Genomic DNA, 21,863 nt, shown 5'->3' with positions numbered 1-21,863 from the left:
TCACCGCCTAATTAATATTTATATTTTGGCTGCTTTTTCCAGAAAATATTTCTATCTCTTTCCCATCTTCTTCTTTAGTTACTGTTATGTTTATATTATATAATTCTCCAAGCTTAGAAGGATTCAATGAACGATTATCATAAACTCTGACATCTCCAAGTTTAGTATCTACTTGCACATCTAAATTTGTTGACTTTTGTAAAAACAAATTCAAGCGATTATCATCTTGATTGTATACACTTACTTCAACCGTTTTTAATTTAGTTGAATCAGTATTACTTACAACTTCATACCCATCAAAATTTAACACTAGCTTTATTTGATTACTCTTATTTTCATCAGTTACCGTTACTGGATAAGTTAGAATATCATTATTGCCGCTATCTTTAACGACTACTATTTTTTGATTTCCTTTTGTCATAGTATTTATAACTAATTTTAAAGTTGTGTCTAAATTATGAATATTTAATTTCCCATCATCTTTATCATTATTATTATCTGATTTAACTTGTATAGAAGTAGAATTAGAAGCAGTAGTTCCACTTAAATCAACTTTTAAATCATTAGTTGTAATTCCTGCGGTGATTTCTTTAGCCAAAGTTATATCTTCATTTTTAACTACTTTAACTGTGACTTTATATATCTGATCAACCGTCTGTGTCGCCTCATTTTTTCCCTCTGGAATAACTAAAGTACCAATCTTACTAATTCCAGTAATATTTCCTTCTTCATCTATACGCGGCTCTATTTTTTCACTCTGAATTTTTTCAAAAATCTCCTGTCCCTGCAATGCAGCAAATTGTTTTACCTTTGCCTGTTTATTACTGTCCATAGTTGATATTATTATTGAATATGCAGGAATAATCAACATTGCCAACAAAGTAATGCCTATTACCATCTCTAACAAAGTGAATCCTCTATGTTTTTTATGATTATTTTTCATAAATTTCACCTACTCTTAATTAACGCTTATATTTTTACTATCACCGTCAATTGAAACTCTTGGTTCTTTAACATCATCTCCACTTACAGTTATCTTTACTAACTTATCTGTATTATTAACTATTTTTAATTTTAATCCAGATTTATCATTAGATGTGATTCTGTTTTCACTTGATATATTTAAAACTATATTTTCACTATTAGGTACAAATTCGTTTCCTGGATCACTATAATCTATAGGAATTTTATCATTCTTAGTCTTATATTTATAATAATATTTATTATCCTTCAGAGTTAATGTAATTTCAGCATTCTCTTCATTATTCCCATCAGCATAAGCATAAGTAGTTCTTAATAGATCATTAGCCTTACCCATTATAATTGTTGGTAACTCTGATGTTGCTGATTTAACTGAAACCATAAAATCAGCAACATCTGTATTCGCTTTTATTCCAGCTCCAGCAGTACTTCCTACATTAAAAGGTTGTGATTTTCCATAGGTATTATTTAAACTCCACTTTAAATAACTCTCTATATCTTCATCTATCTTAGGAATAGAGTATATGGTCATATTCAACGAACCAGCCACCTCATCTAAACTCTTTTCATTTATACTAATGTTGTAAATTGGAATTTTTCTATCGTATTCTCCAATAGAATTCAAAAATTTAATCACTGCATCATAACTACCATTAAAATTCAAATTAATTTTGAGTTGAGCTATGGTATTTGAGTCACTTTGTTTCTTATCTTTTGTAGAATTAGAATTGTTATTATTACTTGTATTTGAAGTATTATTGTTAGCATTTTTTAAACTTTGATTATTTGAATTAGAATCTTTAGTATCATTTTCTTTGCTTATAGTATTTTTTTCGTCTTTTGCTTCCCCGTATTTATAATTATATTCATCCGCATCTTTTTGCAAAGAGCTTTCTGGTAACTCTTTATCTTTCTGCGATTCTTTAATTGATTCTACCCCTTTGACTTCTACGGTTTCAAAGGTCATTCCACCTTCTAATCCGCTATCTTTCATTAACTTGTCGAGTTCTAATATTATATGCTCTTGACTTATTGTAGGATACAATGGATTAGCCTGACTTGTTATCTTAGCATTTAATACTTTTACTTTACTTCTTTGAAGTTCTATAGAATCTATAGTTTCCATAGCCTTATTATATTTTTCTTCAACTTGATTTTTCGCCTTAGTTTTTTCTTCTACAGCCTTAGTAAGGGCTGCATAACCAAATTCATAATATAAAATTCCTACAGCGAAAAAACCTAAGATAAGTAGCATTAGCTTTTCTCTTTTACTTATTTTCATATTATTTAACCTCCTTTAACACACAAGTCATATCAAAGGAATAATCTTCACCTACTGCATTACTATTATTTATGTTTATTACATGAACACTTTTTATTTCAGATAAACCTTTTAAATTATGTTCAAATTCACTAACAGCTTCCCTATCATGTGAAACTCCACTTATTGTTAAATCATAACCTTCTATTTTAAAACTTTTAAAAGAAACATTACTTGGAATTGTACTAGATATATCATTTAATAAATCATCTGTTACAATGTCATTCTTAGCAATGGAATTAGACACTTCCGACAAACTGCTCTCATATTTACTCAAAGTTTCTATTTTCCCGTTTACTTCGTCAGCCTCTTTGAGTTGTGCTTGTATATCTGCAGCATTTAATTTTTCAGTATAACTTTTTATTTGATTATTTAGAGTCAAAATTTTAATTGAATTTATGATAACCGTTATTAAAATTACTAAAGTTAATATTCCATAAGCTATATAAAAATATATTTTTTCATCTTTCTTTTCTTGATTTTTTCCTTGATAATAACTAAAAAAGTTTATATCTCTCACTTTTACGCCTCCCCTACAACCTTATTATTGAACCTATTGCATTAATAAAGCTGTCAATAGATTCATATGTTTCATTACTATAGTTAAAATCTATTTTGGGAATACTTTGAATCCTTGCCACACTTATTGATAATTTCGAAGTCATATACTCACTTAGTCCTTTTATCTTAGATGTACCTCCGTAAATAAAGACCTTATCTACACCAATCCCCATATTTTTATTTTTATAAAATTGTATTACTTTTTCTATTTTATCAATCCAGTCATCAATTTCATTTACTACATCTCCATTTTGGGTGCTGAGATTTTCTTCTCTTAAGTTTATATTTCTTTGTTTGTATTGTTCAACTTCATCTTTTGAAATGTTTAACATTTGAATTAATATTTCATCAATATCAATTCCACCATTCTTTATTATTCTTGTAAATTTTAAAACACCTTCATTATATATGTTAACATCAAGACTCGTTGCTCCCATATCTATGAAAACAATTGATTCTTTAGGATTATATTCATATTCATTAATGATATCTACATAATTAATTAATTTATTTAATGCATTATAATTAACATCTAATGCATATGGCTTTAAATTTAATAATTCTAAAAATTCATAATATCCTCTAGCCATTTTCTCTGGATATGCAATAGCACGAACGTTTAACTTTTGATTCTCTTGAAACTTTTCCTCGCCTAAAATATTAGTTTGAAGTACATAATCATCTAAGTTTATAGGTAAATATTGTTGAATTTCGTATCTAACTACAGTTTCTATTTCATCATCTTCAACCTTAGGAATCATAATTTCTCTATTTATAATTGAAGTAGAATTACTTGTACATATTCCTTCCCTAGCACTTATAGAGTTTTCAGATAGGGTTTGTTGTAATCTTGAAATCAAAATTTCCTTATTAACTATTGCTCCATCTGAAATTGCTTCCTTAGGAGTTGGAATTCTTATAAATTTACTTACTGACAAGTTTTCTTTATAGTAAATGCCTTCAACAATTTTAGTACTTGTATTTCCTATATCAAACGCTACTACTTTTCTCTTTTTCTCTGATTTATTAAAATATTTTTTTTTATTATTATTACTGTTTTTTAATAATTTAGCTTTAATATCTTTAATATCAACATTCATTAATTCTTTAATTTTACTTAAATCTATTTTCTTTTTATTGTCTTCACTCTTACCCAAATGAATTTTTTCTTTTATTTTATTCATTATTCCCCCACCTATTTCCCCTCATATATTTAAGTGTATAGAGTAAAGTGTAAAGCTTATTTTAGCTTTACACTTTTAGTATATTCATATAATTTTATTTTCTTCTCTAATTGTAGCTATAATTTAAGATTGTGTTCCATAACCTGAACCCAAGGTCGGATATATCTCCGTACTACCATCGCCTACAGTTATATCACCATCTGTATTATCATACTCTACCACAAACTGTGCTTTAGTCGCCTTAGTATTAGGTAATGTTGCAGGTGAACCATCTAGCTTAGCTGCAACATTAGCATCTGTTACTTCCTCACCTTCCGCCACTAACTGAGCTGCTATACCGTGAAGATTCTTAGCAGTAGCTATATCAGCCTTTATATTTGCATCTCTTGTAATTTGTCCAAACTTAGGTATAGCAATTGCTGCTAATATTGCAATAATAGCAATAACAATAATAAGTTCTACTAATGTAAATCCTTTCTTTTTTTTCTTTGATAGTTCATTCATTTTTGTGATTGATAAACTAGTCATTTTTATTCCTCCTAATTTTTATATAATTTATATTTTATAACGCACTATGGATAATACATTATGCATTATTAAAACAATTTTAAATCTGGGTGTAACTATCATACATCGGAAGCATTACTGACATTATAATAAACCCAATAACAAGTCCCATTACTACTATTAAAATTGGTTCCATTAAAGCAACTGTTGCTTGTATAGTAGTTTCTAATTCTTCATCATAAAAGTCTGCTGTTTTACTCAAAATTTCATCAATTGATCCTGTTTCTTCTCCAATTTTAATCATTGAATAAAGCATCTCTGGGAATATTCCTGTTTCCCTCATTGAAGTATTTAACTCTTCACCCTTGACTATTTTTTCTTTAACTGTTTTTAACGCTTTTTCTGCTATCTTATTTTCTACAACTCCAGAAACAATATCCATAGCATTTACTAAAGACAAACCACTTGCTAATAATGTAGACAATGTTCTTGTGAACCTTGATACTATCACCATTTCAGTAAAATTCTTTATTATTGGAAGTTTAAGTTTTATCTTACCTGAAACAATTGAGCCACTTTCAGTGCTAAAGTAATATTTAATACCAACTGCACATAATATTAGCAATGTAAAAATCAACAGATAATTTTCCTTTAAGAAATCTCCACTACCAAGTATAAGTTTAGTTGACCAAGGTAATACTGTCCCAGTCTGATCAAAAATCCCTTTAAATGTTGGCATTACATAAATTAGTATAAATACAACTGCCACTACAGCTACTAGACTTAGTATAACTGGATAAATCATTGCATTTTTTACTTTATTATTAACTTTATTCTCTTTTTCATAATGCGTTGCCATTCTTTGCATAATACTAGTTAATGTACCGCTTGCTTCTCCAGCTTCCACTAAGCCGACTAAAAGTTCTGGAAATACTTTTTTTTGTTTTCTCATAGCTTGTGATAATATTCCACCTTTTTGCACTTCTTGCTCAATTTCTATTATAGAATCTTTTAACTTTTTCTTTTGAGTCTGTTTTGATAGTATATTTAAACAAGTTAATATTGGCACTCCAGCATCTAGCATTGTATAAAATTGTCTACAAAAAATTGAAATATCCTTAATTCTTACCCTATCATTAAAGTTTAGTTCTATTTTACTACTTTCAATTATTTCTTCTACCATCAAAGGATAATATCCATTAGAGGAAATAAAATCCATAACATCTCCTTTAGAATCAGCTTCTCGTATACCTTCAATTTTTTCTCCATCTGAATTCATTGCTCTGTATTTGTAACTAGCCACTTTATTTATCCCCCCTCTAAATTTAGAATTTACAATAACTAATTACGCCTTATATTATTACATGCGCTATTCCTTAGTCATAGTTATTGTTGCAAGTTCAGCCATAGTTGTTATGCCGTTAATAACTAAATCTTTGCAACCCGAAGCCAAGGTAGTCATTCCATTTTTTATTGATATATCTCTGAGTACATCTGAACTTTCACCTAAATTTATAGCTTCTCTATGCTCTCTTGTTATTTCCATAACTTCATATATGCCTGTTCGTCCAACATACCCTGTATGATTACAATATCCACAACCGCTGCCCTTATACAAGGTTAAAGGATTGTCCTCATTTACCCCAAGTATTTCTTTTTCAATTTCAGTAGCTTCATATGGTTGCTTACAATTAGTGCATATTTTTCTAACTAATCTCTGTGCAATTATTCCAACCACTGAGGTAGCAACTAGATATGGTTTTATGCCCATATCCACAAGTCTTATTACTGAAGATGGAGCATCATTAGTATGTAGCGTGCTTAATACAAGATGTCCAGTTATAGCCGCTTTTGTTGCGATCTCAGCAGTTTCATTATCTCTAATCTCACCAATCATGATTATATCTGGGTCTTGTCTCAATATACTTCTAAGACCACTTGCAAAAGTTAATCCTGCTTTATTATTTACACTTACTTGATTTACCCCACTTAAGGTATATTCTACGGGGTCTTCTACTGTGATTATATTTACTTTATCATTATTCAATTCACTTAAAATAGTGTACAAAGTTGTTGATTTTCCACTTCCTGTAGGTCCTGTAACTAAAACTATTCCATGAGGATTTGAAATAATTCTATCTACTCTTTGAAGATTTTCTTTACTCATTCCCCATTTATCTCTTCCTATATTTCCACCAGAAGTATTTAAAATTCTTATTACTATTTTCTCACCATTAACTACTGGAAGTATTGAAACTCTAAGATCTACATCTTTTCCATCTACACTAACCATTATTCTTCCATCTTGAGGTATTCTTTTTTCTGCTATATTTAATCCCGCAAGTATCTTTATTCTAGTCACTAATGGTCCTAAGCTTTCTATATTAATTGTATTAACTATTTGCAACTTTCCATCTATTCTATATCTTATTCTTATCTCATTTTCAAATGGTTCTATATGAATATCCGACGCCTTCATTTCTATTGAGTTTTTAAATAAGTATTCTATCATTTTAACAACTGGTGCATTTTTAACATTATCGACATCTTCAACATTTAGTTTAGAATTTTTAGATTCAGCTGTTTCCTTAGATAGCTGCTGAGCCGCATTATTAACTTCTTGGCTGCTATAGTATATTCCTATAAATTTTTTGATATCATCTTTTTTAGATATAAATGATTCTATCTCAAACCCAGTGGATATCGCTACGTCATCTATAGCAAAAATATTTAACGGATCTGCAAGCGCAACTTTAATCTTATTATTATCAAAACCAAATGGAATTAATATATATTTCTCACACAAATTTTGAGGTATTAAAGTTATTGCTTTTCTATCAAAATTTATTGTATTTAAATCTACTTTCTTTATTCCAGTTTGCTGCTCAATAGCCTCAATTATATCTTCCTCAGTTATTATCTTACTGTCGAGTAAGATTTCCCCTAACTTTTTGCCTAGAATCTTTTGAGACTTTAATGCATCTTGCAATTGATATCCCGTAATTTTACCCGCATTTACAAGAATGTTCCCTAACCTTCTTTTTTCAGTCGCCATTATATGTTTAACCCCTTTTATTTGTTATAAATGAAATAAGTATTGTGTCCTCAATATTAGTGTAAATTCAGCATGAAAATTATACAAGTAAAAACATTGTAAAAGATAAATATATATACACCTTTATGTTAATAATTCAAAATATATTCTTAAAATTTCTGTACTATAAAACATGGAAATTATACTCCCTACTGCTATAAATGGTCCAAAAGCCATCTTTTCTTTTAGTTTTTTTAATTTTAATAAAACAATTATTATTCCTATTATTCCTCCTAAGATTATGGCTAAAAATAATCCTAGCATAATTGCTTTTGTACCTAGAAACAACCCACAAACAACAGCAATTTCAATATCTCCTTCTCCCATCCCTTTAGTTAGAAATACAATTAATCCTATAATTCCTCCGCCTATTAATCCTCCTAAAATTAAATTAAGGACTCCATTTTCATGCATAAAATATTGCGTTAATACAAATACGATCCCAATTATTCCACTCAAAATTGTAGTGCTGGTAAACACATATTGAGTATCAAAATCTATCATGGAAATAACTATTAGAAACGATACGAATATACAATATTTTATAGTAATTAGAGTTATGCCAAATTTCAAGTATATTAATAAGTAGAGTATCCCATTAAGACACTCAATGAGCGGATATCTTATGGATATCTTTTCACCACAATATCTACATTTTGCCCTGAGAAATATATAACTAATTACCGGTACCAAGTCTAGATAACTCAATTTGTGGTTACAACTGGTACAATGTGACGGGGGGAATGCTATTGATTCTTCCCTAGGAATTCTATGTATACATACATTCAAAAAACTTCCTATAACTAATCCCAATACAATTATTAATCCATAATCCAATTTACTCTCTCCAATACCTCTGTAGAAATATTTCTTTTAAATTCTCTGGTAATATAATCCAATTTATTTTTAAGAACCTTTTAATAATTCCTTATACTTCAGGCAGTTATTTTTGCTTCTGAAAAGTATGCAAAAAAACCAACCTAAGATACTATAACTATAAAGGTCGGTTGCACTATTAACTCATCACATATAAAGTGCCCAAATAAATATATGAATCATCGTTCCCTATAACATATAAATGCTATTTCTATTCAATTTTGAGCAGTTTTTGTACAAAAACATACCATCTATTACATATATTTGAATTTTATCACATAACATCTTAATAGTCTACAATTCAAATATATATTTCCTCATAAGTATGAAAAACCTTATAATATAATTTCTATCTATTAGTTTGTATCCATTTTTCATACTCTTGTCTTGAAATCACATTACTCATAACTAAATTTCTTAAGTCCATATCCATTGTCTGCATTCCAAATTTAGATCCCATTTGTATAAAACTATCTATTTGCTCAAAGTTACCTTCTCTAATTAGATTTTTTATACCTGGAGTACATACCATTATCTCCATTGCTGCTGTTCTACCTTGCCCTGAAGCTTTTGGAAGCAGAACTTGTGATACAACACCTCTCAATAAAGACGATAGCTGAATCTTCACTTCATTTTGATGACTAGACTCAAATGAATTTATAATTCTGTATATACTATTTGCAGCACCCAAGTTATGTAATGTAGAAAAAACCAAGTGACCTGTTTGTGCTGCTCTTAATGCTATTTCAATAGTTTCTGGATCTCTCATTTCTCCAAGTAATATAACATCTGGGTCTTGTCTAAGTGCAGCTCTTAAACCCATTGCATAACTTTTAGTATCTTGTCCAATCTCTCTTTGATTTACCATAGACTTATGGTTTTCGTATATATATTCTATTGGCTCCTCAAGAGTAATTATGTGCTTTTCCTTAGTTAAATTTATTTCATTTACCATAGCTGCAAGCGTTGTACTTTTACCTGAACCCGTTGGTCCTGTAACTAGTACCAAACCATCACTTAATTCAGTAAACGATTTTAGTGCTTGTGCGGTTGCCAAATCTTTAAGTTTAGGTATAGCCTCTTTAATTACTCTCAGACATATTGCATAACTTCCTTTACACTTATATGCATTAACTCTGAAATTCCCCATTCCAGGTCTATTATATTTAAAATCAATTTCCCCATCTTCTAAAAATTCGCTAAATTTATCAGGAGCTAAATCCTGAATATATTCTCCAACTTCTCCATGAGAAATTATATCTTCTTGTATCTTAACTAATACCCCATCTATTCTTACCTTAGGAACTTGTTCAGAAGTAATATGTATATCAGATGTACTACTTATATCAACGGTATCTAATAATTTATCTATTTTAGCCACGTTCTGTATCCTCCGTATAAATATTAGAATATTTTATAAAATTATTATATCATTACTAAAATAGTACTGTCACCTCAATTTTTTATAAAATTCTCTAAATATTTAATTTAATACTAAAAAATGATAGTTTTACGTCAAAACTTATTACCACAAAAGGGATTTTTTTCTCCTTTTTATAATTATATTTAATTCTCGCCATACACCGTATTGTATAAATTCATATTTAAAACAATCACATCCAACTAGCAAATTAAATAATACATAATAATAAATAAAAATGTCTAAATATAATCTATATATAAAAACTCACAAAAAATATATTACAAATTTTTCAGTATTTATAAATATCATATAATTCTACCACATTATCGCTTAACTTTGGTAATATAATTTTAGTAATAATCTTACATGGATAATAAAAATGTTGATGCATGATTAACATCAATTTCGAAACAAACCAACTTATGCTAAACTCCGAAAATATCCTCTCCGTTTTTCCTTATACTTTTAAGAAAAAACACTTTCAATATTGATAGCTATGCATATCAATATTGAAAGTGTTATTATTTTAATAGATATACCATCATTCAGGGCTTTTTTAACTCTTCTAAATGTTCTATAATTTCTTTAAATTAATATATTTTACACCTTAAACTTCTGTACCATATCAGTTAATCTTTGTGCCAAATCCGCCTGACCTTGTGCAGATTTTGCAACATCATTAATAGCAATAGTTATTTCATTAACACTATTGGATATTTCTTCAGAACTTGCTGCTGACTCCTCTGCTGTTGCTGAAACATTCTGTATAGCAAAACTTATTTGCTCAACTACTTCACTCATTTGCCTTGACGAAACCGAAATCTCTTCAGTAATATTATTAACAAATTCCGAATCTTTTTCATACTGAATTCCTGTGTTATGAAGGAATTCATAGTTTGGTTTTACATCATTCTCCATAAATTCAAGTACATCTTCCCCGCTTTGTGAAAGTTTAGCAACTGCAACTTGTACTTGTGTAACCATCCCTTTAATATTCATAACCGCCTCAGCAGATTGTTCCGCAAGCTTTCTTACTTCATCAGCAACAACAGCAAACCCTTTTCCTTGTTCTCCAGCTCTTGCTGCTTCAATGGCTGCATTTAATGCTAGTAAATTAGTCTGCTCTGCTATGGTTCCAATAGAATCAGCCATAACTTTTATCTCTTCTACAACCCTAGCCTCTTCTATAGCCGTTAAAATATTAGTACGATTTTTTGTATATATAACAGTACCTTCTTCTATATTTTTTGAGGCTTTAGTTTTTATATCTATTGCACGTTTTTTTATCTCACCTACAGATATCTCTGCCTCATTCGCTCTATTTGTAAGCTCATTAGTACTAGCACTTATTTCCTCTGTTGAAGCACTTACTTCTTCAGTAGTTGCGCTTAAATCTTGAACCCCTCTAGCTATTTGTTCTATTGATTCATTTACTACTTCCATTTTTGATGAAACCTCTTCAGCAGTTGCTGATAATTCCTCACTAGTTGAACTTATATCACTAGCACTATTAATTATTTCACCGACTAAATTTTTTATGTTTTGACTAGCTTGATTCAGTGCTTTAGCAAGACTTCCAATTTCATCATTTGTATCAATCATTATTGATTGAGTTAAATCTCCGCTTCCAATAGCTTCAGCAAAAATTAATACTTTCTTTAATTGCTTTGAAATCCAAATTGATATAAAAATTCCTAAAATGATTGCAATAATTAAAGCAAAAGAAACTATTGCAACTATTTTATATAAAGAGCTTTTATACATTGAATTATTCTCTTGATATGAATTATCTGCTTGATTAACGTTTATCTTTATTAATTCACCTATTTCATTATATATTTTCGTCCTTATTGGCGTTAATTTAGTATAATTTGCATCGGCATCGGTATAATTATTTTCATTTGCCCGTTGTATTACCAAATCATATGCTCTTTTATACTCATTTAAGTCATCTTTAAGCTTATTAAATGTTGGCTTTTCCTCATCAGATAATATTGATTTTTCATAATCTAATATTATTGCATTTGTTTCATCATATAATTGCTTTATTTCATTTTCAAGTGACTCATTTTGGTTATTCAAATTTCTTTGGGCATCAATTTTTAATACATTAAATCTTATGTCACTAATATTTTGCCTTATTGTTGTTAATTCCTTTATTGATTCAAGATTATAGTCATGCATTGAAGTTGCATTAGAATTGATTGCCCCCATATTATTAATTCCAATAAATCCAACCACAGCTATAAATAGAGACACTAAGATAAATGCAGATATTAACTTTTGTATAGTCTTTAAATTTTCAAACAGTCTCAAAAAAATACCCCCTAAAATTATTTAATTGTTATTCTTATTACATTTTTCTGTTTTTTTACACTTTTATTTTATTATCGTTAAATTTGATTTAAGCTTAATGTATAAAAAAATTATATTTTTGAAGTAAAACAATATATTATGACAAAAAATAAAAAAGCGCTAAAGATCTTTTTCTACTGAGTTATTCTCATATTTAATGGAATTTATTAAATGTTTGAGTGTACTTTGTTTGATTCATTTTAACATATTATTACAAAAAAATCTATATTATTTAATAATCTTTATCCATAATTCAATTATTTTATATATTAATAATCTTATTATTCACATTTCCTAACATTAATCACCATTTTTATTTTTTCGTCACTCTATAATAATTTTCGGCTCCTACAGCCCTACATAAATCTACATCTGCATGGCTAGAAAAAGAAAAAACACTTTCAATATTGATAACTATGTATATCAATATTGAAAGTGTCATTATTATATATAAATTTATAATGATTCAGCGCTATTTATAATTTCAAATCTCCCTGAAATGTCCTATTCATCCCATCCTTCAGGGAATTCAGCGTTGTGGTAAACTTCTTGAACGTCGTCATCATCTTCAAGTAAGTCTAGCATCTTTTGGAACTTCTTAGCATCTGCTTCATCTATTGCTGTATATGTATCTGGAATCTTCTTTACAGCTGCTTCTAAGAATTCAATCCCTTGTGCTTCTAAGGCTTCTCTGACTGCTCCAAAATCTTCTGGTGAAGTAGTTACTACAAACACTTCATCCTCATCACTTGAGAAATCTTCCGCTCCTGCATCTAGGGCTATCATCATCAATTCATCTTCATCTTTATCCTCTTTTTCAATGACAATTTCTCCTTTTTCTTGGAACATGAACGCTACACAACCTGATGTCCCCATGTTTCCGCCACCTTTTGTAAAGGCACTTCTTACATTTCCTGCTGATCTATTTTTATTATCAGTAAGAGTTTCAACTATTACAGCCACTCCACTAGGGCCATAACCTTCATAAACTATATTTTCGTAATTAACTGATGATAATTCCCCAGATGCTTTCTTAATTGCTTTTGAAATGGTGTCATTAGGCATGTTTGCTGCCTTAGCTTTAGCAATTACATCTCTTAATTTTGCATTTATCTCTTGACTAGCACCACCATTTTTAACCGCCATAACGATTTCTTTACCTATCTTAGTAAAAATTTTCCCTCTTTTTGCATCTGTTTTGCCCTTTTTTGCTTGAATATTATGCCACTTTGAGTGTCCTGACATGTGTTTTCCTCCTTACTTTTCCTTTTAATCTTGTAAAATCCATTGAAATTATAACACACTTCTTTTTAATTCACAATGTACGTATATACTTAATTTCCCTTTAATCAAATTCTTCTACATAGCTAATGCATATATTTTTACCAGAAGCTTTTGCTTTATAAAGAGCCTGGTCTGCTTTCTTTAATCCATCAAGTAAGGATTCATGTGTATTCACAAACTCATATATTCCAAAGCTGGCAGTAATCTTTCCATATTTATTATTATCTATAGGGTAATTATATTGTTCTATTGCTTTTCTAATTGATTCTCCAATTTTCTTAGCTTTAGCCAAATCACTATTTGGAAGTATAATTAAAAATTCTTCTCCGCCGTATCTGCCTATACTACCATACTCTTTAATTTTGTCACTAGCAATTTCTGCTACGCTTTTAAGTACAATATCCCCGGCATGATGCCCCCATGTATCATTAATTGTTTTAAAGTAATCAATATCCATCATTATTATTGAATTGCTGCAATTTCTATTGTTTATCAGCATTTCTTCGCCATTTCTAATTATTCCATTTCTGTTTAAGACACCTGTTAAGACATCATTATTAGCAAAATAATTAACCTCATTAAATAGTTTTCCATTTTCAATTGCAATTGCAATATAAGAGGCTAAAATTTTTAAACCTGATATATCATGCCTTGTATAAGCATTTTTTTTATCACTTTGTACTGTCAAAAGTGCTATTGGTTCATCATTCATTAATATTGGTAAATATATTACCGAGGTAGAGAGTCTCCTTAATTTTTCTTCACTAATACCTGATTTGTCTATATATTTCCAATATTCATTAACTATATCATTAATCAATATTTCTTTTTTACTATTAAAGCAGTATGCTCCAAAACTTGTATTATCATTAATTGCCTTTTCACTTTTTTGAAATCTCTTCCCATCTTTAATAAAGAAATCATAGTTTAACATATTCTTCTCTTTGTTATACAAAGCAATACCTAGTATATCCGTATCAACTATTTTTTCAATTTCCTCATGAATTGATTTCAGTATTTCTTCAAGATCCAGACTTGATGTTATTTTCCTTCCAATCTCAGAAATAAGATCGATTTTTTTATATAAGGATTTATAAGCTTTTGCTTCATTCGCTGCGCTTTTATATTTTAAAACCGATAACCATAAATTACTATGATTTATATTGGATTTATCCTTATACTCATCATATTTTTTAAACGCTTCAAGCGCTTTTTCATATTCACCTAATTTAATATAAATATCCTTCAAAAGCTCATATGCCTTTACTCTTATTCTAATATAATCATTTAATCTTTCACTATTGATTACCAAAAGCAGCTTTGCTTTTGAAAAATTATATTGACCTAAATTATAGTAACATTTGGCCCATCTAATTAAAGTTTTAATTTTAAAATATGGATCATTATTTCTTCCGGTCATCTCAATTATTTCTTCAAATTCTCTTACTGCTTCGTCATAATTTCCAAGCCTATAATTAATTTCAGCTCTTGTTCCCATAAGTTCTTCTCTATCAATAATATCATGGTTTTTCTCCATAATCTCTAGAGCTTTATTACAATACTCATAAGCCTCTTTAAGCTTATTATCATTTAACGAAATTTTTGATAATATTCCTAGTATTATAACTTCGTCTGTAACTTTAATGGTGTAATTATAACTTCTCAGTCTTTCTACTAATGCCAATGCCTCATCATAATTTTCACTTTCAATATAAGTTTCTGCCGTGTTAAGAAGTAATGCAATTAAATTACATTCATCTTTCACCTCATTAGCTAATTCAATCCCTCTTATACCGTTTCTTATCGCCAGCTCTATTTCACCTAGATTTAAATAATCCGAAAGAAGTGCGTTGCATGTTGTTATTATTCCCTCAACGTCTTGTTCCTTTTCAAAAAACTCATTTGCGATTAAGTGAGTAGTGGACGCTTCTAGAAAATTATTAGTAAAATTTTCACACCATCCAATGTAAACTAAGCACCAATGCTCGGCTGACTTGTAATTCCACTCTTTTACTAGTTCAAGTAAATGCTCAAATACCTTTTTAACATATTTGGGATCAGAATTAATATTTTCCAATGCAAACTGTCTGAAATACTTCATATGATTTTCATCTTGTTTCAACAACTTGATATGCTCATCTAACTCTGGATATCTGCTCATTACTCTCCCCCTTACCATGTAATAATCTATATTTTAACATATGAGTTTTAAATTCTCGTATATAGTCTGTTACCTTCCTTGAAATAAATTCCCTCTTCGCTTTTTCTAACTATAATTTTCCCATTAGTTGCTTCTATAATTTCGTTTTCTATATCTTCTGATATTGCTTTTTCTGCCAATATATTAACAACAACCTTATCACTGTATTCTGTATCCTCTATATGCCATGAATTTTGTCCACATAAGTGCTGAACCTTTCCAAACAAATCGTATTCCATTTCAAAACTTAATTTTAAGCCGTCAACCTTTTCAACAACTCCTGCAGATTTTATAGCTATACTTGCTCCCTTGGTATACGCTCTCGTTAATCCTCCTGCACCAAGAAGGATTCCTCCAAAATATCTAGTTACTACAACAGCACAATCAGTTATTCTACTTTTCTTCATTACTTCGAGAATAGGTATTCCAGCTGTTCCTTGCGGCTCTCCATCATCAGAATACCTCTGAATATTCATATTTTGCCCAATAATATATGCAGAACAATTATGAGTAGCTTGCTTATGCTTGCTTTTTATTTCATTTATAAAAGCTTTAGCTTCTTCTTCACTTTCAACTCTTTTTGCATATCCAATAAACTCAGATTTCTTTTCTTCAAATCTATCTTCACCAAAATCTTTTATTGTAATGTAGGACATTCTTATCTAGCTCCTTTCCAAGTCTTAATATCCTCTTTGATTATTTACTATCGAAATAATTTCCTCTTTAAGTATTCTCATACCTTTTTCTATTCTCTCTTTATCAGTTTGATAAAATGATAATCTAAAGGAATCTTGTCCATCATTTTGTGACGTAAAAAACATAACCCCCGGAGTAATATACACATTCCTCTTTTTTAGGCTCATGAAGAGTTCTTTTGTATTTACTCTATAGTCATCTTTTAAGGTTAAATAAAAATTTAGTCCACCTCTTGGGTCTATATATGTTAATATATCGCCAAACTCATTATCTAGTATACTTTTCATTTGTGTATATCTTTGAATGTATTCATCATTTAAATCTTTTATATTCTTTTTCCACTTTTGTCCTGAAATATATGACTCCAATGCTCTCTGCATTAAACTTGATGTTGTAATATCCGTATTATGTTTTGAATTTTGAAGCGTTTCTCTAAATATTTCTGGAGCCACTAAGTACCCCAGTCTTATTCCAGGTAAAAATATTTTAGAAAAACTTTTTATATATATAACCCTATCTCTCTTATCAAGCCATTTAAAAGGAACATATTCTAAAGAATTTTCATATATAAGTTCCGATAAATAATCATCTTCGATTATGTAAAAATCATAAATTTCTGCAAGATCTAAAATTCTTTTTTTCTTTTCTATACTATAACTTATACCTGTTGGGTTTTGAAAATAACTCATAGTATAAAAACATTTTATTTCATTCTTTTGAAGTATTTTTTCAAATTTATCCAAATTTATTCCATCTTCCTCTATTGGAACTTCAAATAAATTTACTTTTCTCCATTTAAAAACTGATAGTGCACCAACATATGTCGGCTTTTCTACTATAATATTATCATTAATATTTAATATACCCTTTGATGCTATATCAATTCCTTGCTGCGCTCCTGAAACAATTATTATATCTTCATTATTAAGATTATTATCCCAAAAAACTTTATTTATGGTATATATAAGATTTGTATACCCATTTCTATTGTCAGAAAGCAGAGCATTGGCCCCATCTCTTTCTAGCACTTCATTAATAATATTCTTTAAGTCATCAATAGGGAATAATACTTCTGCAGTGGTTTCCCCTGTAAAATCAACTACCTCGGATAAAATCTCCATAGATAATTTCTTTAATGCATTTGAATATTCTTTTCTAAAATTTGAAGCAACCTCTTTTCTCTTTGCATAACTTCCACTTCCAACTTTTTGATAAGCATATCCTTCTAATTTCAATTTATTATATGCACTAACTATAGTAACATTATTTACACCTAATCTTTTTGATAAATCTCTAATAGTCGGAAGTTTATCTCCTTCTTTTATTTTTCTTTTATCAATCATATTCTTTATATAGTTAGCTAGTTGAACATACTTCGGTGTTTCGTTATTCTCGAATTTAAAATCTTTGTATATATCCATAACATTTCCCCTTTATTATCAGAATGCATCTAGTTATAAACCTTATATGAATATACATTTTCACTTATCAACTTTTCATTAGATGGTAAATCTAAGTTCTTTGTATTTTTAATTATTAATTTTCTTTTGTATAATTCCTTTAAGATATCCTCAACTTTTATATCAAATTCCTTAAATAGTTCACTATTTTTTATTTCATATGAACTTAAGAATTTATTCTTTTCATATAGATAATCTAATATAAGCTTTGATGCCTCATTAATATTCTCATTTAAAAACTGTTCAATATAATCTACAGTATCTTGTATATTTTGTTTTATAAACTTACCATTAAATAACTCTTCTATTATTATGCTAAACCTATTATCAAAGTTAGTTACCATCTTTACTGCATCTTTGCTTACAGTATAACCGTTTAGGTTTAAATACAATTTAGCGAAACTATCTAAAGCTCTAATTAAAACCTCATAGGATGTAAATATGCTATCATTTTGTAAATATTTCTTAGTTACTCCAATATCTTTTATGATATTGCCTAGATATACTAAATTCCATGTTTCCTTATATTTATCTAAACTATACTTAGCTTTATTAAAAATACTTTCTATTTCTTCATCTCTTGAAAATATTATTTTAGAGGATATAAGTAAATTTCTTATAAGGCCTTTTTTCCCATAGCTCTCGTATAACGCTAAAAACTTTTCTTTACTTAATATTTTCATGTGAACTGGTATATTAAGCATTTCCGTATATATATCTCTAACATCTTCAAATATATCTTTATAAACAACAAATAAATCTATATCAGACTCTTCCCAAAGATCTCCGCTAATTATACTTCCAAATGCAAATATAGCCAGAACCTTTTTATTAGTCTTTAATATATTTATTAATTTTTCAGAGGATTTTTGATAATCCAAAATGGATTTTGACACCTTATCTCACCTTCTTTTGCCTAAGGCATTATGTACTCTATAAAAAACAATATTATTACTATTATAACTTAAACAAGTATTTATTTAAAGGCACCACTTCTTAGGATAATGAAATCTATAAAACTTAATAAAAAAAGATTCTTAAATAAAAACATCTAAGAATCTTCTGTCCTACTATCGAATGGAGGACAATTATCATCCGCTTTTACAAAAGGAGGACAATTTTTATCCATTTTCTTTATCTGATGTATGTAAATCTTCATTCGCCTGCTTAAAGACTCTAATATTCCTTCAAGTTCATGGTTCATTGTATAAACTAATTCCAACGATTCCCTTAGCTCTTTTCTCTCGCCAAAGGTATTATTTTGTAATGCTTGAGCTACACCTGCTATATTTAGAGATGAAATAGATATAAAATATAGAGCATCAAGCAAAGGACGCACCTCTCTAGTGAAATAAGTTATACTGAATTGCTCAATTCTAATTGAAGCAACATTAGTTTGAGCTGTGCTTATTGCCGCTATTGCCTCACTCATTCTATTAAGCTGCTCTAATACCCTATTCTGCAACACTGCCATTTGATCACTTGATGCCGCCGTACCTTGATTTCCTGCATTACTTGTATCAGCTGCGTTACCAGGACTTTCAGTTGCATTTGCCCCTTCTGTAGCCCCTTGATTTATTACTCTCTGAGCACTTCTAAGTGATCTTGCACTTCTCGGGTCGTTTGGATTAAATGGTCCACTTGTTTCCATAAAATATAGTCCCCCATAATATACTCATTTTAAGTATATTATAAAAAGACTATATTTATTATCAATTAATTAGTTACCATTACATTTGTTTGTACATACTCTTTAGTTTTATTTAATACCTCATCATCTACTTCAGCTACCATATAAGTTCCATCATCTTTATACTCTTCTTCAAGTATTCTTGCATTTCTATGTAAAAATGATTGAATATCACCTTTTTCATACGGTATTAAATATTCTACTTTTCTATAATTATAAGGTAATTTTTCTTCTACCAAATTCAACAATTCGTCTAAGTTGATTTTTTCCCTAGCTGAAATTTCTATTACTTCATTATCACCTATTGCTTCTTTAATTTTTGCAATCTGTTCTTCTGTTGCCTGATCTATTTTATTTAAAACTAAGATTGTCTCTTTATTTATTACCCCTAATTCCTTTAATACTTCATTTACTGCTTCGTATTGCTCTACTGATGCATCTGAGGATGAATCTATTACGTGGCATAAAAGATCTGAGAATATAACTTCTTCCAATGTTGATTTAAATGCTTCAACTAAATCATGTGGCAATTTTCTTACAAATCCAACTGTATCTGTAAGAGTTATCACACCTTTCTTACTTAAAGTCAATGCTCTAGTTGTAGTATCAAGTGTAGCAAAAAGCATATTTGCTTCAAATACTTTTTCTTTAATTTTATTTTCTTTATTAGCTGCTATATCACATAGAACATTTCTTAAAGTGGATTTTCCCGCATTAGTATATCCAACTAAAGATACCTTAGGGATATTCTCCTTGTTTCTTTTCTCTCTTTGTACATCTCTAGTCTTCTTGATTTTCTTTAATTCATCTTTTAAATCATATACTGTTTCCATTATATGTCTTCTATCAGTTTCTAATTTCTTTTCACCAGGACCTCTAGTCCCTATTCCTCCACCAGTTCTAGATAATATAGTACCTAAGCCTTGTAATCTGCTTAATCTATATTTAAGCTGAGCCAACTCTACTTGTATTTTAGCTTCTTTACTCTTTGCTCTTGTTGCAAATATTTCTAATATTAAAGTAGTTCTATCAATTACCTTAGCTCCTAAAGCTGCTTCTAAATTTCTTACTTGAGATCCTGATAGTTCGTCATCAAATATAATTACATTAGCTCTTTCTACTTGTCTCATAGCTGCTATCTCTAAAACTTTACCTCTACCAATAAAATAAGCAGCATCTACTTTATTTCTACTTTGAAATACAGTTTTTAAGACAGGTATATCACATGCTTCTGTTAAATCTCTTAACTCTTCTAGACTTTCCTTTGTGTCTGATCCAACCAATATGGCCTTTTCTTCTGTATCCTCTATTACATCATTTGTTTTAATTTGATTTTCTATAAATCTTATTTTATCTAAAATGTGTATAGACAGTATTTCTTCTAGTGATAGATTTATTTTTTCATCTGTTTCTAGCTTACTATTGTATAATGTAAGCATTCCTAATGAGAAATCGATTATCTTTCCATCTATTATAGCTACTGATACAATGGCATCTAATTTTAATTTTAACAATGCTGTTAGATCTAAAGCTGACAGATTGCAATAGCCATTTGGATGAGTATGAATTACTCTAACTCCTGATAATCTTTTTTCTTCTATATCTATTAATGGAACTTCAACAGATGTAGAATCACCAATTGCAACAGAAGTAACATTTCCTTTTCTATTAATTCCTACACTTACTTCTCTTTCAATTTGACTAGAAATTCTCGCAATAATATTCAAAATTTCTACATCACAAACTTCATCTTTTAAGTTCCTTATAGAGTAGACACTCTCTAATTCATCTATTATAGATTTTCTTATTCCTTCAATATTTCCGTATATCATAAAAAACACCTCACATATCCCAAGGGATATTCAACAAAATAAAAAGTCAGTATGTCCGTCTATTTTCCCTCATATCCCTATCTTGACAACTTTCATATAATTTTATACTATTAATTCATTAAGGCATATAAAAAAAATAATAAGTCAGCATGCTAGTATATTTTCCGTTATACTTCGTCAGCATATTCGCCTAATAGCCCGCTATGAGGCAAATATACTTCCTTGGCTAACGAAAAATATACATTGCATCATAGACTTATTATTTTCTTTCATATGCCTAATTATAACTTATATAATTCATAATTGACAATGTACAATTCACATTTTTGGAATAAACTGTTGAAAAACGTCAAAAATATATTATTATTTTGATAATTCTTTTAATGAATTATCCTTAAT

Annotated in this window: 17 protein-coding genes and 1 riboswitch; all 17 genes read right to left on the bottom strand. The window is 29.1% G+C overall.

Going from position 1 to position 21,863, the window contains the following annotated elements; genetic code table 11:
* Window positions 1–7 precede the first annotated feature (7 nt).
* The 17 genes from CLCHR_RS15565 to hflX all read right to left on the bottom strand — a co-directional run bounded on the left by CLCHR_RS15565 (window position 8) and on the right by hflX (window position 21,464).
* Window positions 8–943, bottom strand: a complete 936-nt coding sequence (locus CLCHR_RS15565) for a PulJ/GspJ family protein (RefSeq protein WP_079440756.1) — start codon at window positions 941–943, stop codon at window positions 8–10.
* Window positions 944–958: 15 nt separating this feature from the next.
* A complete protein-coding gene (locus tag CLCHR_RS15560) occupies window positions 959–2,263 on the bottom strand; it encodes a pilus assembly protein PilO (RefSeq protein WP_079440755.1) in 1,305 nt (434 codons plus the stop codon).
* A gap of 1 nt (window position 2,264) precedes the next feature.
* Entirely contained in the window at window positions 2,265–2,822 is a 558-nt protein-coding gene (locus CLCHR_RS15555; protein WP_079440754.1) for a PilN domain-containing protein, read from the bottom strand.
* Window positions 2,823–2,835: 13 nt separating this feature from the next.
* A complete protein-coding gene (gene pilM, locus CLCHR_RS15550; RefSeq protein WP_079440753.1) occupies window positions 2,836–4,047 on the bottom strand; it encodes a type IV pilus assembly protein PilM in 1,212 nt (403 codons plus the stop codon).
* A gap of 123 nt (window positions 4,048–4,170) precedes the next feature.
* On the bottom strand, window positions 4,171–4,575 hold the full coding sequence (locus tag CLCHR_RS15545) for a prepilin-type N-terminal cleavage/methylation domain-containing protein (RefSeq protein ID WP_079440752.1): 405 nt from the start codon (window positions 4,573–4,575) through the stop codon (window positions 4,171–4,173).
* Window positions 4,576–4,654: 79 nt separating this feature from the next.
* Window positions 4,655–5,857 (bottom strand): type II secretion system F family protein, encoded by a 1,203-nt coding sequence (locus CLCHR_RS15540; RefSeq protein ID WP_079440751.1) that lies wholly within the window; start codon window positions 5,855–5,857, stop codon window positions 4,655–4,657.
* 66 nt (window positions 5,858–5,923) lie between these two features.
* Window positions 5,924–7,609 (bottom strand): GspE/PulE family protein, encoded by a 1,686-nt coding sequence (locus CLCHR_RS15535; RefSeq protein ID WP_079440750.1) that lies wholly within the window; start codon window positions 7,607–7,609, stop codon window positions 5,924–5,926.
* A gap of 123 nt (window positions 7,610–7,732) precedes the next feature.
* The gene (locus CLCHR_RS15530) at window positions 7,733–8,485 is read right to left on the bottom strand and encodes a prepilin peptidase (protein ID WP_079440749.1); all 753 of its coding nucleotides are present in this window, start codon (window positions 8,483–8,485) and stop codon (window positions 7,733–7,735) included.
* A gap of 155 nt (window positions 8,486–8,640) precedes the next feature.
* A riboswitch (cyclic di-GMP riboswitch) is annotated at window positions 8,641–8,723 on the bottom strand.
* Between the two features lie 150 nt (window positions 8,724–8,873).
* Window positions 8,874–9,905, bottom strand: a complete 1,032-nt coding sequence (locus CLCHR_RS15525; RefSeq protein WP_079440748.1) for a type IV pilus twitching motility protein PilT — start codon at window positions 9,903–9,905, stop codon at window positions 8,874–8,876.
* A gap of 642 nt (window positions 9,906–10,547) precedes the next feature.
* Window positions 10,548–12,263 (bottom strand): methyl-accepting chemotaxis protein, encoded by a 1,716-nt coding sequence (locus CLCHR_RS15520; RefSeq protein WP_079440747.1) that lies wholly within the window; start codon window positions 12,261–12,263, stop codon window positions 10,548–10,550.
* A gap of 543 nt (window positions 12,264–12,806) precedes the next feature.
* Complete coding sequence (locus CLCHR_RS15515; protein WP_079440746.1) at window positions 12,807–13,547, bottom strand: YebC/PmpR family DNA-binding transcriptional regulator; 741 nt, start codon at window positions 13,545–13,547, stop codon at window positions 12,807–12,809.
* Between the two features lie 100 nt (window positions 13,548–13,647).
* Window positions 13,648–15,747 carry a sensor domain-containing diguanylate cyclase gene (locus CLCHR_RS15510; RefSeq protein WP_079440745.1) on the bottom strand — a complete coding sequence of 700 codons (2,100 nt, stop codon included), beginning with the start codon at window positions 15,745–15,747 and terminating at the stop codon, window positions 13,648–13,650.
* 47 nt (window positions 15,748–15,794) lie between these two features.
* On the bottom strand, window positions 15,795–16,442 hold the full coding sequence (locus CLCHR_RS15505) for a YigZ family protein (RefSeq protein WP_079440744.1): 648 nt from the start codon (window positions 16,440–16,442) through the stop codon (window positions 15,795–15,797).
* A 24-nt stretch (window positions 16,443–16,466) separates the two neighbouring features.
* Window positions 16,467–17,903 (bottom strand): aminotransferase-like domain-containing protein, encoded by a 1,437-nt coding sequence (locus tag CLCHR_RS15500; RefSeq protein WP_079440743.1) that lies wholly within the window; start codon window positions 17,901–17,903, stop codon window positions 16,467–16,469.
* A 29-nt stretch (window positions 17,904–17,932) separates the two neighbouring features.
* Complete coding sequence (locus tag CLCHR_RS15495; RefSeq protein WP_079440742.1) at window positions 17,933–18,838, bottom strand: nucleotidyltransferase domain-containing protein; 906 nt, start codon at window positions 18,836–18,838, stop codon at window positions 17,933–17,935.
* 155 nt (window positions 18,839–18,993) lie between these two features.
* The gene (locus CLCHR_RS15490; protein WP_079440741.1) at window positions 18,994–19,593 is read right to left on the bottom strand and encodes a hypothetical protein; all 600 of its coding nucleotides are present in this window, start codon (window positions 19,591–19,593) and stop codon (window positions 18,994–18,996) included.
* A gap of 65 nt (window positions 19,594–19,658) precedes the next feature.
* Window positions 19,659–21,464: a GTPase HflX gene (gene hflX / locus CLCHR_RS15485; RefSeq protein ID WP_079440740.1), complete on the bottom strand. Its 1,806-nt coding sequence runs from the start codon at window positions 21,462–21,464 to the stop codon at window positions 19,659–19,661.
* Window positions 21,465–21,863 lie beyond the last annotated feature (399 nt).

It is taken from the genome of Clostridium chromiireducens, assembly GCF_002029255.1.
Classification (GTDB): domain Bacteria; phylum Bacillota; class Clostridia; order Clostridiales; family Clostridiaceae; genus Clostridium; species Clostridium chromiireducens.
The sequence above is the reverse complement of the archived record's forward strand: the minus strand, read 5'-3'. Positions and strand labels throughout refer to the sequence as shown.